Raw genomic sequence first — 16710 nt, forward strand, 5'->3', positions numbered from 1 at the left:
AATAAAAAGAAAAAAAATGCAAGCCTGTAAGCCGGGTTCTGTCATTGATGACGAGCATCAAGTCCCACCATTTATCTCGACTGCCTATCACTAGACAGCTCTATCAACCTACCCATTCTACAAAAGGAGCGAGCAACTCCATGCAGAACCTATTTGGTCTTTCAGCGCGTAAGGTTTACCTGGACGCCCGATATCACTACCGGACCGGTGAGCTCTTACCTCACCTTTTCACCCTTACTCCTATGGAAACCATAAGAGCGGTATATTTCTGTGGCACTATCTGCCCGAACGCAAAACGCCCGAACCTTCCCGTTAAGAAGTACGCTGCTCTATGCTGCCCGGACTTTCCTTACCACCTAAATGGCACGATGGGCCGGCTTGCTTTGCAAAATTATAAAATTAAAAGACATCTTTTCCGGTAATCTTGAATTCCCACTCATCGGCGGTGTTAGCCACTTCCAGAATCATCTCTTTCATGATCTTTTCATTGGCCGCTTCGAAAAAGAATGAAGCCTCAGCTTTCAATAGATCATCTTCAACAATGAATCTGGTATGAACGAAATCTGCACTTCCTGCAAGTACCGAAGGATAATCGATGTCCTCACTGGTATAACAAATCTTAGTGCTGACTTTGACCACCTTCTTATTGAACTTAGGATGATCCAGAAGTTGGGCGATTACCGTCTGAAATCTTGCACCTTTTAGCGGAACAATAAACACTGAATGATTGGCGTCATACTCCGTATGCTCTGCCTTAATATCCTTGGCCAGTTTCTTATTAAATAGTGAAAAATCCATAGTTATAAGTTATTAGGGAAAGGTACAAAAAAAAATCAGCTAATGGATTCTTTAAAGGTTTTTATGGCCCTTTCTCTGGCATACTTATGCTCCACTATTGGCTCTGGATAGGATGCGGTTCCCAATTCAGGAACCCATTGTTTGATATATTCCATTTTTGGGTCGAATTTTTCCTGCTGGCTGTAGGGGTTAAAAACCCGAAAGTACGGTTGTGCATCTGTCCCCGTACCAGCCGCCCATTGCCAGCCACCATTATTACTAGCCAGATCAAAATCCAGCAGTTTACTTGCAAAATAGGCTTCACCCCACCTCCAGTCAATCAATAAATGCTTGGTTAGAAAGCTAGCCGTAATCATTCTAACACGATTGTGCATATATCCGGTTGCATTCAACTCTCTCATACCCGCATCTACAATAGGATACCCAGTAGTACCGTCACACCATCTTTGGAAATGCTCCGAATCATTCATCCATTCGATCCGATCGTATTGAGACTTGAATGCAGCATGAACCACATGAGGGAAATGTGCCATGATCATGGAGTAAAATTCCCGCCAGATCAGTTCACTTAGCCACACCTCCGAATATCGATTGGCAAAATCGACAGCCTTGCGAATGCTCAGGGTTCCAAAACGCAAGTGCACTCCTAACCTGGAAGTTCCATCCTTGTAAGGAAAATCTCTATCCTTTGCATATGACTTTACAATGTTCTTATTCAACTCACATGGAGGCACTGCTATATTACTTCTTTTGAAACCAATAGATGACAAGGGAGGAACCTCCAAAGGATCTGTTTGCCAATACTGCTTAACCTGATTTTCCGAATGGTAAGAATGACCTTTTTGGGCATAATACTTTGACAGCCAGCGCCTTTTGTAGGGTGTAAAGACTTTGTAAGGCTCATTCTGGTCATTAAGGATTTCTCCCTGCTCAAAGATCACATGATCCTTGAAAGTGAAGAAACTGATATTCTTCTTCGTCAGAACATCCTCAACCCTCTTGTCCCGCTCTTTCGCATATGGTTCATAGTCTCTATTGGTAAAAACCGCGTTGATATCATGTTGATCCAGCAACTGCTGATAAGCATGCTCAGGAGTATCATACAAGACTTTAAGACCGGAACCAAATTGTTTGAGTTCTTCATTTAAGCGAGTAACCTGATCATGGATAAAAGTGACCCTGGAATCATGTTCATCCTGTAGTTCATCCAGAATATTTCGATCAAATATAAAGACGGGCAAAACCGGATATTGATCACTCAAAGCGTAGAAAAGCCCGGCATTGTCATACAGCCGAAGGTCTCTTCTAAACCAAAACACATTGATCTTTTGCATAAAAGCTAAACCATGAACTCTCCGGGATGTTTTTAAGAATTACAAGGCTTCTTCTTCACTCTCACTTTCCTCTTCCCGTCGCCTTATCAGATCTCTGATTTTGCTGGTTTTAAGTAATTCACGAAGATCATCAAAGGAGTTGATCATCTGCAAACTCACCCCCGTTTCACGTTGTTGTACTCCTGCCACCTGTTCAGACTGGCTAAATGCCCTCAAGCGTAGTCTGCCGTCTGACGTCAGAAGGTACCTGACACTCCAATCACCGATAAATGAATTGTCATTTCCATTATTCACCTGATTACTGGTTGAATTTTGATTAAATCCACCGGCTCCACTCACCTTTAACCTACCATCAAGAAAGGTATATGAAAGGCGGAGTTGCGCATTCAATGCATTGTTGTCCATTGAGTTAACATCCAGATCCACTTCCAAATTCTCATTGAACTGGCTGGCATAATAGGACAGCTGATTAGATACGAATTCACTAAGACTGGATACTGCGGTATTTCCGCCCTGAACACTGAAATCACCTTTAGGAGTGAATTTTTTCATCATCAACAAGCTGAATACCTGCGTTTTAAGATCTTGCTCATTACTATTGATTGCAGATATTTCAGCTTTATCCTGATTAGAGGCGAGTGATTGCGTGTCATCCAATCTGATTTCAAATGAAATACTTGGGGAGAACATCTCGCCTTTGAGTGCCAGTACCACCAAAACAGGCAAACGCTGAGAATCTGCTCCCTCATCGGTTGTCCTTCGATAATCCGATAACGAGGCCATTTGCCTGTAAATGGCTCGAAGATTCAGAATCCCGGCAAATGGGTCTCCATACCAGGTAATAGTACTTCCGGGTTCAACACTAAATTCTTTGGAGAGGAACGTTCTACCCTTAATGCTAGAGGTGAAATTGTAAGCTCCTTCTGTGATACTCACATCTCCAAACAACTCAAACTCTCCATTGGTATCCAAAACAAGATTGAGATTTCCATTTGCTGAACCTTTGATGATATCACCCGCTCGTTTATCAAAAATCAATTCGACATAAGCATCAGGCGTCACTTCCATATCAAAATCCAGTCGAACTCCGGAAATCGATTTTTTGATCACATCCTCCACTTCACTCTTCGAGGTGGTATCTTGAAAATTTCTAAAAAGGATATACTCCTTATGTTCAACCTGGCCCTCCTCTTCAAGAGGCATATATACCTTCGTACCCTTCTCTGATCGAATCTTCGCTTCTATAAGCAGGTCATCCAAAGATCCCAAAACACCCACAGAACCTGATGCATAAGCCGTCCCATAATACAACTCTTCAGTGGTTGATGGGGTGTTTAGAAACAAGAACCTTCTGGTATCCAGCGTGATATTCGGTCGGATGTTCTCAAATCCAGTATGATCGATTTGTCCTTTGACCCGTGCAAGGTTATTGTCCTTATCTCGAAGGAGCAGATAATCAATGACAATAGATTCATTATCAACATTTAACCTTCCGTTTGCTATGTAGGTAACACCCAGATAGTCATAGGTAAACTTTGCATCAGACACCCTGCAAAACCCCTTTAACAACGGACTCGTTGCTATTCCCTTGATTGTTATTTCGCCATCCGCTGTTCCAGACACATTAGATAAAGTTCCTGTCACAATCGGAGATAATAAAATAAGGTTGGCCTGATCAAAGTTCAGCTTCATATCCAACTGATCTTCTCGTCGGTCGGGATAGAAATCACCAGCCAGCACGATGGTATTAATTGATTCTCTCTTTATCGCAAAATCAATCGATAGACGTCCTAATTCATCACTCCATTCACTCTCCCCATTGATGTCTCCAACGAAAATATCGTCCACATAGAGTTCTCCTATATTGATATCACCACGAATCAGATTAGTAGTGTCTCCAATTTCCCTGTAGATATCCACATCTCCATCAAAAACACCCTCGAGATGTACAGGCAAAACCGTATTAAGGTTCGGCATCTGAAAATTTCTTACGAATAAAGAAACATCCGTGGTCAGACTATCAGAATAAACTCCGCTCAGAGCAATAACCTGTTCGTTTTGAGAAAGCTCTAACTGATCTATAATAGTCGTGGCTCCATCATACTCAATCCGGTTATGCCTACTGAAGGACCACTCATCTCCCAAAATCGTCAATACTGAAGGTCTGAACTCGAACGCCAGACTGTGCTCATAGAAATCAATGCCCAAATTGACAGATGCCCTTGAATTGGTTTCCTCCTGCTCAATAGTGGTATTCACATCAAGGTGGTCATTTTCCCAAACTGCTTCAACAGCAAGATCCGAGCTATTGGGAATAGCCCGCCAGTATTGATCCCTGGAGTTGAAATAGGCCATACCCAGAATTCCTTTGGATGCATGGTCCATTGATATGTTTACATCAACTGAATTATCATTAAACCCAATTCCCTCAAAATTCACTGAATCTACTTCTGCGAAAAAGGATATAGTAGCATTCTTCCTTTGAAGGAATTCACCAGATACTGTTCCCTTAGGAGAAACATAAAGCCTGCGGGTAAAGAATCTAATGTATTCATTTAAATCACCATATTTTAGATCAAATTTTACCTTGTAGTCACTACCCTCATTTGGTTGATACAATGAATCACGACCTACAGTCGGATCAAAATACGTAGAAAGATCCTTTGCAAAGGCAGCAAGATCCTGTGTCAATTGTGAATAGTAGAAATCTCCATAAATGCGTCCTTGAAAATTCGGAACGGCAAAAAGGATATCTCTCCCCAAACCAGTGTTTTGAGTCGTAAATATGACAGAATCAACGAGCAATTCCTTTTCCTTATGACTTATTATGGTATTTTCAATCCTGGTATTTGAGGTCAGACTATCAATATTCAAACCATTAAGCACCAAATCGATTTTCGTACTTAATCGATAGTCTTCGCTTGCCAAACCAAGCTGATAAAAGTTGGCTTTTTTAACATTGGACTTTATTTGGATCTTTTCCGGCTTGGACGCAAGGTTCACGGTACCATCTACATCCAACAACAAATTCGGGTCTATCACCCGCAGTGATCCATTAAAATAACTTGAGGCGAACTCACCTTTTGCCTTGATTGACTGGTATTGATATCCGTAGATTCCAGCATCCTTCAGTTCACCCTCTGTATAAAAATTCGCATTATCAATGGTCAGACCACTCCCCTTAATAAACCCCTGAAAATTGACATTTTGAACCAGCCTTTTATCATTTAAGAAAGCCCCTGCATTAAAATTGGTCACCTTCAAATTGCCTGAGTACTGAGCGTCTTCCCAGTTTTTTGGGAGTTTCAAATTTAAATCTGAAACAAGACTCCCTTGCCCGGTCTGCACATCCACCTTGGCAACAAAATCACTTAAAAACCCTGAAAAATTCCCTTTCAAGGAGAGGTGTTTCACTCCTGTCTGAGCAGGAAGGTCATTTAGTAAGTCGTTGAAATCTTCGGTCCAGACATCTCCATCTGTGATTGAAAGATCAATGAAAGTTTCATCAATATTAGGAAGGCCAAACATATCTGCAGAACCTTTCAATTGAGTCCGTTTACGAGCCTTTAGCACCATATCACGTACTGATAGTGCACTTACAGTACCGGAGACCCTGCCATCAAATTCAACAATTGGAAGTTCGCTATTGATATCCGCAAAATACTTTAAATCCCGGGGGTTAATTCTGGTTTTTTTCAGGCGAAGATCCATATTGATGGCCTGCATAAAATTCCCAAAATCCTTCAAATCTGAATACATAAGATGCACTTGCTCACCAAGGTAGGAATCATTGACTGACAGGCTCAGGTCATCAAGGAATAAGGATTGCGGCGTAAATGTGATTTGGGTCTGCCAATCATTAATTGTTAATCCTGAATTTCTTTCCTGTGCTTTGAAAGAGCCAATTTGAAAATTAATGGAATCTCCTACCAGAGAAATATCATCAAAGATTCCCTGATCGAGCTTCAAATCAATATTTGCAAAATCAATCCTGCCCGGCTGTGCACCATCTTTCTGATCGTTGATATAAGATATTACCACATTCTCCATGTAGGCATAAGAAAGCGTATAACGGCTTACCTTTTTTATTGAATCCTTTTTGTGTTTGGGTTCCTTTTTGGATTCAAAACGATTCACGAACTCAATCAAATTAATATTCAGAGAGTCATCATATTTCCTGAGGTTTACATCAACATCACTCAATTCAAGTTGACTTACCTTGATATTTCCACTCTTGATAATCCTGACAAGGTCAAAATTGACATTTAAATAGCCTAACCTGGCCATTTGATTATCCCGGTAATCCGTTAACTCTACTCCTTTTAGGACAATCGAATCAAACCACTTGACTTTGATCCTCGAGAATGACACCTCCTCAACAAGATCCTTATTTAATCGCGTGAGAATTTTCTCTACCAGGAAATTTTGAAACGTGACAGTTTGAAGAAGCAGAATAACTACTGTCAGTAGTGTCAAAATACTCAAAACCAATGCAAAGAGTACATTTCCCAGCGTGTTAAGTATGTTTCCTATTGTTAACTTGCCGCTCAATTAGCTAACGTTTTTTAGGTGAAATGAGTGAAATAATACTGGGTATTGAGTCATCTTGTGACGAGACCGCCGCTGCGATTTGCAAAGATGGAAAAATAATAAGTAATAATATCGCTACCCAGTCCATTCATGAAAAGTATGGTGGAGTAGTTCCTGAACTTGCATCGCGTGCCCATCAGAAGAATATCGTCCCCATAATTAACGCATGCCTGGAAGAGAACAATATCAATGCCAGAGAAATTAGTGCAATTGCCTATACTCAGGGTCCGGGATTGTTAGGTGCTTTGCTCGTCGGTAGCTCATTTGCAAAAGGAATGGCGGCTGCATTGGATGTTCCTGTTATCCCCATCAACCACATGCAGGCGCATGTACTCGCTCATTTTATTGAAGATCCTCAACCTGAGTTTCCATTCCTTTGCCTTACAATCAGTGGAGGGCATACACAAATTGTTAAGGTCAAAAGCTATCATGATATGGAAGTCATCGGTACAACCATAGATGATGCTGTCGGTGAGGCTTTTGACAAATGTGCCAAGGTGATGGATATTGGTTACCCTGGAGGCCCCAGGATTGATAAACTATCTCAATCAGGCGATCCTTTGCGTTTTACTTTCCCTCACAGCAATATTCCCGATTTGAATTATTCCTTTTCAGGTATAAAAACCGCATTCTTATATTTTATCAGGGATGAAACTAAAAAGAACCCAAATTTCGTTGAAGAGCATCAGAATGATTTAGCGGCCAGCCTGCAACAGACCCTTATAGACATGCTTTTCATAAAACTTAAAAAGGCAGCCAAAACAACCAAAATTAAGCATATTGCTATTGCGGGGGGGGTATCGGCCAACTCGGGCGTTCGAAAACGACTAGATGAAGAAGGAAAAAAGTTGGGGTGGCAGGTCTATATCCCAAAGTTTGAGTATTGCACAGATAATGCAGCAATGGTTGCGATGACAGGATACTTTAAATACCGTGATCATCTATTTGGGACCCTTAAAGACAGCCCTCAACCGCGCATGGGATTTTAAAGCCCTTTTTTCACTGATCGAATCATATTTAATATTTTTATAGTTAGCTAATTATGCAACGCTTTTCCAACAACATACAAATCAAGAATCGCAAAGCTTCTTACGAATTCAACTTCATTGAAAAATTTGAAGCTGGATTGGTATTGAAAGGATCTGAGATAAAATCAATTCGAGAGGGAAAAGCCAGCATAACTGAAGCCTACTGCTTTATAAGCAAAGAAGAAGCTTTCATTAAGGGAATGAATATCTCCCCTTATACCAAAAGCTCATTTAATGCCCACGAACCCGTTAGGGATCGCAAGCTGCTTTTAAATAAAAAGGAAATTCTGAAGATCAAATCCAGAACTGAAGAAAAAGGACTGACACTAGTACCGGTCAGGTTGTACATTAACGCCAGAGGACTTGTTAAGCTGGAAATTGCACTGGCTCAAGGTAAAAAACTCTTTGATAAGCGTGACAGTATTAAGAAAAAGGACCAGGATAGAGAACTCAAGAGAATGAAACTCACATGAATTCGGTATTAGTGCTAAATCAGGATTTCTCACCCATTAGCATCTGTTCTGTAGAGCGTGCATTTTTGCTAATCTATCTCGACAAAGCGGAACTACTTACCGAGAACCCTGATCTGTCACTAAGAACCATTAATCAAAGCTATCCATTCCCCTCAGTAATCAAGATTAAACGATACATCCACATCCCTTATCAGGGCGTGGTACTGACCAGACACAATATTTTTCGTAGAGACAACCACGAATGCCAATATTGTGGCACCAACCACAATCTCACACTGGATCATCTGATTCCCAGATCGAAGGGAGGCAAATCCACATGGAGCAACCTTGTGACTGCCTGCAAGCATTGCAACTCTAAAAAAGGAGACTTTTCTCCTGAGGAAATGGGAATGACCTTAAGACAAAAGCCTTCCAGACCTACATACCTTACATTCATTAAGCAAGCATTTAAAGACTTGCGAGAGGACTGGAAACCATTTTTAGAACGTAAGAGTGCATGAGCATGAATACTTTCCAAACCATAAACCCTGCGACCGAAGAAATCATCCAGTCATATCAGTATTACACCAAGGATGAAGTTGCACAAATTATTGATTCAGCCCATTCTTCCTGGCTTCAATGGCGCAGGATAGGGATAGAAGAACGTTCCAGTTACATGCACAGAATGGCCGATTTGCTGGAATCAAAAAAAGACGAACTGGGGCTACTGATCACCAGTGAAATGGGAAAGCCGGTAGGTCAGGCGGTTCAGGAAGTGGAAAAATGTGCCTGGGTCTGTAGATACTATGCTAACGAGGCAGCAAAATTCCTTACAAGTATTCCTGTTCAGACAGAAGCTCAAAACAGTTTCATCAGCTTCCAGCCCATGGGAGTGGTATTCGCAGTAATGCCCTGGAATTTTCCATTTTGGCAGGTATTCAGGTTTGCAGCACCTGCACTGATGGCAGGAAATGGAGGAATTCTTAAGCATTCGCCAAACACCACCGGGTGCGGACTGATCATAGAAAAGCTCTTTAAGGAGGCAGGTTTTCCTGAAAATCTTTTCAGTACAATTCTATTAGATATACCTGACATCGAGTCGGTGGTATCGAACCCAAAAATCGTGGCTTGTACACTGACCGGGTCAACAGAAGCGGGGAGATCGCTGGCAGGAATAAGCGCTAAGCATTTAAAGAAGAGCGTCTTAGAACTGGGAGGAAGTGATCCCTATGTCATACTTGAAGATGCTGACTTAGAAGATGCTGCAAAGAAATGCTTAACAGGACGAATGATCAACTCTGGCCAGAGTTGTATTGCAGCTAAAAGATTCATTGTCACCAAAAAAAATGTCTCGCACTTTACTAAGCTCTTGAAGTCCGAGATTTCATCCTACATTTCAGGGAACCCTCTCAACCCAAAAACAAAAAACGGTCCTATGGCCCGGAAGGATTTAGCAGACAAACTGGAGCTCCAACTGCAGCAATCATTGAAATTAGGAGCAGTTCTTGAATATCAGGAAAAGGTTAGCACAGAAAGAGGCTACTATTTCCCTACCACATTATTGACTGGAGTAACCAAAGGTATGCCGGCTTTCGATGAAGAATTATTCGGGCCAATTGCCGTGATTATTGAAGCAGAGACCGAGGAAGAAGCTTTACAAATAGCCAATGATACCGACTATGGATTGGGAGCTGCCATCTTTAGTCAGGATATTGATAGAGCCACTAAGTTAGCAGAGACCGAATTGGAAGCGGGCTGTTGTTTTATTAATGACAATGTCAAGTCCGACCCAAGACTCCCTTTTGGAGGTATAAAACAAAGCGGATATGGCCGTGAGTTGTCCTCATTTGGAATACACGAATTTGTCAATATTAAATCCATTTATCAGAATTAGCACCTATGACTATTTACCGATCTTTTCAATTGATCACCCTACTATCAATTATTCTAACTGGCTGTCAGATTCAGACAAAGGAAGAAACCTTCAGTGAAAAGAAAGAACGAATATTAACGAATCTTACAACCCTTCAAAATAAGATTGACAGGTCTATAAAGGTACTAGCCGAAGAGAAAAGCAAGAAAAATGAGGAAATCGATATAGATGAGGCCATAGAAAAACTTGAACTTCAAAAGCAAAAACTTGAGCGCTCCACTGCCAAGATCAAAAAGTCAACTGAAAATACACTTGAAGACCTTTCAACAGAAATAAACAAGTTTTTACCCGTTCTGAATAAAGAGTTAGAAAACTATAGCCGAGACCTTGCTAAATGGCTTGAGCAGCAAAGAGAATAATAAAAAAGGCTTTAGCAGATGCTAAAGCCTTTTCAATATTATTATTTTAATAATTCTATTCTTCAGTTGATTTCACAGAACTGTAAAGTACCCTTCTGGCATTTGCTTCTCTGAGCTCCTGCTGAACATCAGATACAATACCAAACTTTACATCAACATCAACTTTCATTGACATTGTTATCTGATCTCTCTCAACTTCTGATAGCTTATCCTTTTCCTGATTGACAAATTGAATGATGTCCTCCGTAGTAACCATCACATCATTTGTCTGAATCCTCGGTTCAACTCCAAAAAGGCTAGTATTCTTTGGTTCACCTAAATAGATATAACTAACCAAAGATTTTTTCTCAATCTTGGTCAATTGCGTAGCCTTCGGCAACTGCTGTTTAACTAGAATATCATCTTCTCTCATCACGGTCGTTACCATGAAGAAAAACAAAAGCATAAAAATAATATCTGGCAATGCAGCCGTAGGTATATCCTGTGATGTTCCTGAGCTTTTCTTAAACTTTGACATAATTATTCAATTAATCAGGTTCAGCAATTGAAATCGCCTTTGGTATATTTTGCCTGCCGCGCTCGTACATGTCCTTTTGGATGTCGTCGCTGCGATCCAAAGCCAGCCATTCGTCAACAGTAATCCCTACTCTTTCAGCATAGATTTCGTTGTAAGCTGCCGTAATAGCATTAAGAACTTCTATGTAAAGCTCATAACTGGTACCACGTCCAGCTTTAAACGACACAACACACTCAGTAGGATCATCAGATGAATCGTCTCTCCTACCTTTAGTATTGATAAATGACTTCATTGAAGGAGGTAAACTTGAATATAATTCTATCCCCTCCTCAGTAGGTTTTCCAAAGTTCAAAATAAACTTCTTAACATCTTCTTTCAACTCTCTCATTGATGAGGTGTAGGGCTCGCCTTCCACCAAAAGATCATCATTTGAGTTAGCCAATATTTTGTAGATGTTTCTATCGTTCTTCGTTATATCGGGCGGAGGTTCGTTAGGATCCACTTTCGGAGGAAGTAGCATCATAATCCCCTTATCATTCGCAATGGTTGTAGTCACCAAAAAGAAAATGAGGAGAAGGAATGCAATATCCGCCATGGATCCTGAGCTTACCTCAGGTATTGCCCTTTTTTTACCTCTAGGCATTACTTAATCATTTTTGAAATTTCCGTATAAACGATTCCGACAAGCGCCAAAACCAAGAAAATATACATCGTAATGATGCCTGCTCCCACGAGCTTAGCGGTAGCCTCTGAAGCTACATCTGATGTCCCATCTGCGATTAGGTATCCAACTAGGAATACTACCACTACCACCGCTAATCCAATACCTGATTTTACCAGGGTTTCAGGACTTCCAAAAGACTGAGCAATTGGAATAACAACAGCAGAAATGGTGCACAGAATAATTAGTAAATAGCTCGCGTATAATCCTATATCTATGATATCCATTCTTCTACAGATTTAGATTATTTAGAAAGATTGTGCTTCACAAGGATATCAACTACTGAGATAGAAGCATCCTCCATGCTATTCACAAGTGAATCAATTTTAGAGATAAGGTAGTTGTAGAAAAGTTGAAGAATAACCGCAACAATCAAACCACCTACAGTCGTCAAAAGGGCCACTTTGATACCATCGGCCACAAGTGAAGGAGAAACGTCACCCGCCGCTGCAATCGCATCGAAGGCGTCGATCATACCAATTACCGTACCCATGAAACCAAGCATTGGAGCCAAAGAGATGAATAGGGATATCCAAACCATACCTTTTTCCAATTTACCCATTTCAACAGATCCGTATGAAATGATAGACTTCTCAACCATTTCGATTCCTTCTGACATTCTCATCATACCCTGTACAAAGATGGATGCAACCGGACCTCTTGTGTTTCTACAAACTTCTTTTGCTGCCTCGATACCACCGCTGGCAAGTGCGCTTTCAACGTTTGCTAATAATTTTTTAATGTTCGTTGTAGCAAGGTTTAGGTGAATGATCCTTTCAATGGCTACTGCCAAACCCAAAATCAAACATAGAAGTACAATTCCCATGAAGGTTGGGCCACCATCAATAAATTGTTCTTTTACTACCTGATGGAAAGACTGCTCAACTTCTGCTTCTTCCTCTACGGGTGCTGCAGGAGCAACTTCCTCAACTGCTACAGGCTCTTCAGCAACTTCTGCTTCCGTAACCACTGATGAATCGGCAAAAGCATCTTCATCACCTTGAGCGAATGATTTCACTGAAGTAAAGGTGAAAACACCTGCTATCATCAAAAGAGTAACTAACTTTTTCATAATCTGTCTTTGATCGTCTATCGGTTAAGTATTGAATATAAGTTCTAAGTAAATATAAAGTAATTTCCTTTCGTCTGCGGAGAGAGAGGGATTCGAACCCTCGATACCCCGGTAGGAGTATACACACTTTCCAGGCGTGCGCCTTCAACCACTCGGCCACCTCTCCAATATACTTTCTAGGCCCACCTTTTCAGCAGGGCAACAAATAAATGACAAAATTTAAGTTTATCCAAATTAAATATGATCTCAAGGCATTTTCTGTACATCCATCTCTCCAACAAGAGGCTGCGCCAATTTTTCCGCAACCTTCTTAGGACTCTTCTCCTGTCCTAACAAAAACATCAGTTTTGTTACTGCTGCTTCTGTTGTTATATCGCCCCCACTGATCACGCCAATTTCCTTCAGTTTCTTGCTTGTCTCATAGCGTCCCAGGATCACCTCCCCTCCACTGCATTGACTTACATTGAATATTACCACACCCTTTTTGATCATCTTTTCTACCAATTCAATAAACCAGTCAAAATTCATGGTATTACCCGATCCATAGCTCTCCAGCACAACGCCCTTTAAGCCTTTTACCGAAAACATGGTCTCCAATACCGCTCGATTCATGCTTGGAAACATTTTAACAATAATCACGTTATCATCAAATTTGTTTTTGATCTCAAGGCTGGCATCCGCATCATGTGGCATCAGATAGCTCTTTCTGTATTCAATATCTATCCCGGACTCTGCCAAATAAGGATAGTTCTGTGATTGAAACGCTGCAAACGTGCTACTTCGTATTTTTTGGGATCGATTCCCCCTGAGCAGAAAATAATTAAAATAGATACAGACCTCGTTGATGACAGGTATACCATTTTCCTTCTTTGATGCTATTTCTAAAGCCGTAATTAGGTTTTCACGCGCATCTGACCTGATATATCCTATAGGAATCTGTGCCCCGGTAAGAATAACCGGTTTATTTAAGCCCTTTAGCATGTAGCTTAATGCCGAAGCCGTGTAAGCCATGGTATCTGTACCATGCAAAATGACAAAGCCATCATATTGAGCATAATTCTCATAGATGATATAAGCCATATCCTGCCAATCCAGATAGGTGATGTTTGAAGAGTCCCTCGGCTCAGGGAAAGAGATAACGGTTAATTTCAGTTCCAGTGACCTCAGTTCCGGAATGCGATCAATCACGCGGCCGAAGTTGAATGGAGCCAAAGCGCCATCCTCATCTACCACCATCCCAAAAGTCCCTCCTGTATATATGATCAACACTGACTCAACCGGATCGGATTTGACAGTGGTTCTTATGTTTACAATTTTATAATTCTTCATTTAGCAAAGAGCGCTAGAGAATTTGCAGAGGTAATTTCACCAATTTCCTCAACATCCTTATTTAAAACCGCAGCTATTTTATCCGCCACATTTCTAACCCATGCAGGCTCATTTCTTTTACCTCTATTCGGAACAGGCGCCAAATATGGACAATCTGTCTCCAGTAGAATATGACTAAGATCAATGTTCTCGATGACTGGCTCCAACCCTCCCTTTTTGAAGGTTGCCACTCCCCCAAGACCAAGCTTGAATCCAAACTCAGTCACCTGTCGTGCCTGATCCAGGTTACCTGTAAAACAGTGAAATACACCTGAAAGCCCGCGGTCAGCAAAGGGCCTAACCAGTTCAATGGTCTCATCAATGGAATCCCTACAATGAATAGCTACAGGTAGCTGGTGCTTTAAAGCCAACTCACATTGAATATTAAAAGCCTCCTTTTGCTCTTCAAATAAGGTTTTGTCCCAATATAAATCAGTACCTATCTCTCCAACAGCACAAAAATCACCCTTATCCAGCCATTCCTCCACTTCATACAAGTCCTTCTCAAATCTCTTTTTAACCGAACAGGGGTGCAACCCCATCATAGGCACACAGAGCTCGGGGTGTTTATCTGAAAGTTCCAGCATGGAGTCTATCGACTCATGATCCACATTTGGCATAAAAATCTTGTTAACCCCCGCAGTTATTGCACGTGCTAATACCTCCTCGCGGTCGATGTCAAACTCTTCTGAATAAATATGGGCGTGCGAATCAACTAAATTCATCATTCATCTGTTTTAAAGGCTCAAATCTGAACCCTTTTTTTGCATAAAAATCCAAAACCACCGGTAGCAGTTCCATTAAGTTTACCTGAGCTTTTTGCGTATCATGAAAAAGCATGATGTCCCCGCTCTTCGCTGATAACAATTTGCGTCTGGCCCTGTCTTGATTTAAGGCAGGATCAAAATCACCACTTAAAATACTCCACATCACCTTTCGGTATGTCTTCAGCCCAGCTAACTGTGAGAACTTTATTCTTCCATAGGGAGGTCTGAAAAGATCGGTCGAATATCCCCTGCCTTGCAAAAGAAGTTGACATTTTTCAATATCAAGGACATACTTTTTAAGGTCGGTTTTCCAACCATTTAGATGGCTGTAAGTGTGGTTACCAATAGCATGCTCTTCGTTAACCACCAAATCAATGAGCTCGGGGTACTTCTCTACATTTTCTCCAACCACAAAAAACGTTGCCTGGGCATCATATTCTGCCAGTTTTCTGAGTACCCATGGGGTTACCTCAGGGTCAGGACCATCATCAAAGGTCAAATAAAGAAACTTACCTTCCCTTTTCTCATTCCATTGTAATTGAGGGTAAAAGAGTTTTTGAATAAGTGTGGGGCGAAAAGTATACAATGATCAATTGCTTACTGAACATGAAAGCATGGTGATATCGTCACTGTAGGATACATCCTCCCTGAACTCATCCAATTTTTTAAAAAGATCTTTATGGAACGCCTGTAGATCCTTCTCTTCAATCGTCTGAAGTGCATTTTTCACCCGATCTTCACCAAACTGTTCTCCTGTCTTATTGAATGTCTCTGTGAGTCCATCCGTGTAGCCAAAGAAGAAGAAATTCTTAAGCCCCTCAATTTTTCTTGTTTCCACGAAAGGTAATGGATCAAACATACCTAATATCGTGGTTCCTTCATTCAGCTCGGTTAATTCCCCCCCTGACAAGAGGTATTGAGGATTATGACCACAATTGATGTACTCGAAAGTGCATGCTTTAAAATCATAAATACCGAGAAAAAATGTGATGAAATTCTCCGCATTACCACTATTGTAAATGACATGGTTTAGCTCCTCAACAATTTCCTTCGGATCCAAGGTCTTTCTTACCAATGTGCGTAGCGACGCTTGAAAATTGGACATCAATAAAGCTGCAGGAACTCCCTTGCCTGAAACGTCAGCCACGCATACCAAAAACCGGTCATTATCGATGGCCAGATAATCATAGTAGTCCCCTCCTACATCATGATGCGGCAGGTAGACAGCCTCGATGCTCAACTTCTTGGATTTCGGGAGTGATTTAGGGAACAAGAAGTTTTGAACCTTCTTCGCAATCTCTAATTCCCTTCGATATGCTTCCTGCTCAAGTTGCTGCTTGGCAAGTCGTTTATTTTCAATCGCAACGATAATAATATTGGTCAGTGCCTGTAAAAAGGTGCTGCTACCTCCTCCTTCAACGATCTCTTCACCTCCCATGAGTACCACCGCTAACAAGCGATCTTTATGAAAAACGGGGATTGCTTTATCGAATTCCGCTACTTTATCATCTAGGTGAGTGGTCTTCTTCAGGGATAAGAAGTAAGGATCGAGTTCCTGACCGTCCCAGTTTTTTTGGGTACCAAAGTGCACCATACACTTCCAGCCAGCGTCCCCAACAAACAGCGCCATACGTCGGACCTTTAGATCGCCAAGCAGAGTGAATTTGTAAATCTTATACAAATCCTTTTCTGACAGGTTATTATTAATAGCCTGCGTAACCTCAAGCAAAGCGTTAAGCTCCAGATCTTTTATATCGAGGGTTCCAGACAT

Annotated in this window: 16 protein-coding genes, 1 tRNA gene and 1 other RNA gene; 5 read left to right on the forward strand and 13 right to left on the reverse strand. The window is 41.2% G+C overall.

Annotated features, from left to right (window positions below; translation table 11 throughout):
* Positions 1-11: 11 nt before the first annotated feature.
* The 4 genes from rnpB to NXR94_RS04370 form a co-directional block, all read right to left on the reverse strand.
* Positions 12-385: RNase P RNA component class A (gene rnpB, locus NXR94_RS04355), an RNA gene on the reverse strand.
* A 14-nt stretch (positions 386-399) separates the two neighbouring features.
* Complete coding sequence (locus tag NXR94_RS04360) at positions 400-798, reverse strand: hypothetical protein (RefSeq protein ID WP_258103363.1); 399 nt, start codon at positions 796-798, stop codon at positions 400-402.
* A gap of 35 nt (positions 799-833) precedes the next feature.
* On the reverse strand, positions 834-2132 hold the full coding sequence (locus NXR94_RS04365) for a deoxyribodipyrimidine photo-lyase (RefSeq protein WP_258103364.1): 1299 nt from the start codon (positions 2130-2132) through the stop codon (positions 834-836).
* A gap of 39 nt (positions 2133-2171) precedes the next feature.
* Positions 2172-6683: a translocation/assembly module TamB gene (locus NXR94_RS04370; RefSeq protein ID WP_258103365.1), complete on the reverse strand. Its 4512-nt coding sequence runs from the start codon at positions 6681-6683 to the stop codon at positions 2172-2174.
* A 23-nt stretch (positions 6684-6706) separates the two neighbouring features.
* On the opposite strand from NXR94_RS04370, the gene tsaD reads away from it, so the two are divergent.
* From tsaD to NXR94_RS04395, 5 genes are read left to right on the forward strand one after another with little or no spacing between them, the layout of a single operon-like run.
* On the forward strand, positions 6707-7711 hold the full coding sequence (tsaD, locus tag NXR94_RS04375; RefSeq protein WP_258103366.1) for a tRNA (adenosine(37)-N6)-threonylcarbamoyltransferase complex transferase subunit TsaD: 1005 nt from the start codon (positions 6707-6709) through the stop codon (positions 7709-7711).
* A gap of 53 nt (positions 7712-7764) precedes the next feature.
* Positions 7765-8223, forward strand: a complete 459-nt coding sequence (gene smpB / locus NXR94_RS04380) for an SsrA-binding protein SmpB (protein WP_258103367.1) — start codon at positions 7765-7767, stop codon at positions 8221-8223.
* Positions 8220-8723, forward strand: coding sequence for an HNH endonuclease (locus tag NXR94_RS04385; RefSeq protein WP_258103368.1), 504 nt, complete (start codon positions 8220-8222; stop codon positions 8721-8723). The genes smpB and NXR94_RS04385 overlap by 4 nt, the downstream gene beginning before the upstream one ends.
* A 2-nt stretch (positions 8724-8725) precedes the next feature.
* Positions 8726-10096, forward strand: coding sequence for an NAD-dependent succinate-semialdehyde dehydrogenase (locus NXR94_RS04390; RefSeq protein ID WP_258103369.1), 1371 nt, complete (start codon positions 8726-8728; stop codon positions 10094-10096).
* A gap of 5 nt (positions 10097-10101) precedes the next feature.
* Positions 10102-10494, forward strand: a complete 393-nt coding sequence (locus NXR94_RS04395) for a hypothetical protein (RefSeq protein ID WP_258103370.1) — start codon at positions 10102-10104, stop codon at positions 10492-10494.
* Positions 10495-10549: 55 nt separating this feature from the next.
* On the opposite strand, the gene NXR94_RS04400 is transcribed toward NXR94_RS04395, so the two are convergent.
* From NXR94_RS04400 to NXR94_RS04440, 9 genes are all read right to left on the reverse strand, one after another.
* On the reverse strand, positions 10550-11011 hold the full coding sequence (locus NXR94_RS04400; protein ID WP_258103371.1) for a biopolymer transporter ExbD: 462 nt from the start codon (positions 11009-11011) through the stop codon (positions 10550-10552).
* Between the two features lie 10 nt (positions 11012-11021).
* The gene (locus NXR94_RS04405) at positions 11022-11654 is read right to left on the reverse strand and encodes a biopolymer transporter ExbD (protein ID WP_258103372.1); all 633 of its coding nucleotides are present in this window, start codon (positions 11652-11654) and stop codon (positions 11022-11024) included.
* Positions 11654-11959: a hypothetical protein gene (locus NXR94_RS04410; protein WP_258103373.1), complete on the reverse strand. Its 306-nt coding sequence runs from the start codon at positions 11957-11959 to the stop codon at positions 11654-11656. Before NXR94_RS04410 ends, NXR94_RS04405 begins: the two co-directional genes overlap by 1 nt.
* Before the next feature lie 17 nt (positions 11960-11976).
* Positions 11977-12804: a MotA/TolQ/ExbB proton channel family protein gene (locus NXR94_RS04415; protein ID WP_258103374.1), complete on the reverse strand. Its 828-nt coding sequence runs from the start codon at positions 12802-12804 to the stop codon at positions 11977-11979.
* A gap of 77 nt (positions 12805-12881) precedes the next feature.
* Positions 12882-12970: transfer RNA gene (locus tag NXR94_RS04420), tRNA-Ser, on the reverse strand.
* 80 nt (positions 12971-13050) lie between these two features.
* A complete protein-coding gene (locus NXR94_RS04425; protein ID WP_258103375.1) occupies positions 13051-14133 on the reverse strand; it encodes an asparaginase in 1083 nt (360 codons plus the stop codon).
* A complete protein-coding gene (locus NXR94_RS04430; RefSeq protein ID WP_308706256.1) occupies positions 14130-14900 on the reverse strand; it encodes a TatD family hydrolase in 771 nt (256 codons plus the stop codon). Before NXR94_RS04430 ends, NXR94_RS04425 begins: the two co-directional genes overlap by 4 nt.
* Positions 14884-15525: a polysaccharide deacetylase family protein gene (locus NXR94_RS04435; RefSeq protein ID WP_258103376.1), complete on the reverse strand. Its 642-nt coding sequence runs from the start codon at positions 15523-15525 to the stop codon at positions 14884-14886. Before NXR94_RS04435 ends, NXR94_RS04430 begins: the two co-directional genes overlap by 17 nt.
* Positions 15526-15528: 3 nt before the next feature.
* Positions 15529-16710, reverse strand: coding sequence for a PP2C family protein-serine/threonine phosphatase (locus NXR94_RS04440; protein WP_258103377.1), 1182 nt, complete (start codon positions 16708-16710; stop codon positions 15529-15531).

Source organism: Marinoscillum sp. MHG1-6, assembly GCF_024714475.1.
In the GTDB taxonomy this organism is placed as follows: domain Bacteria; phylum Bacteroidota; class Bacteroidia; order Cytophagales; family Cyclobacteriaceae; genus JAMZMI01.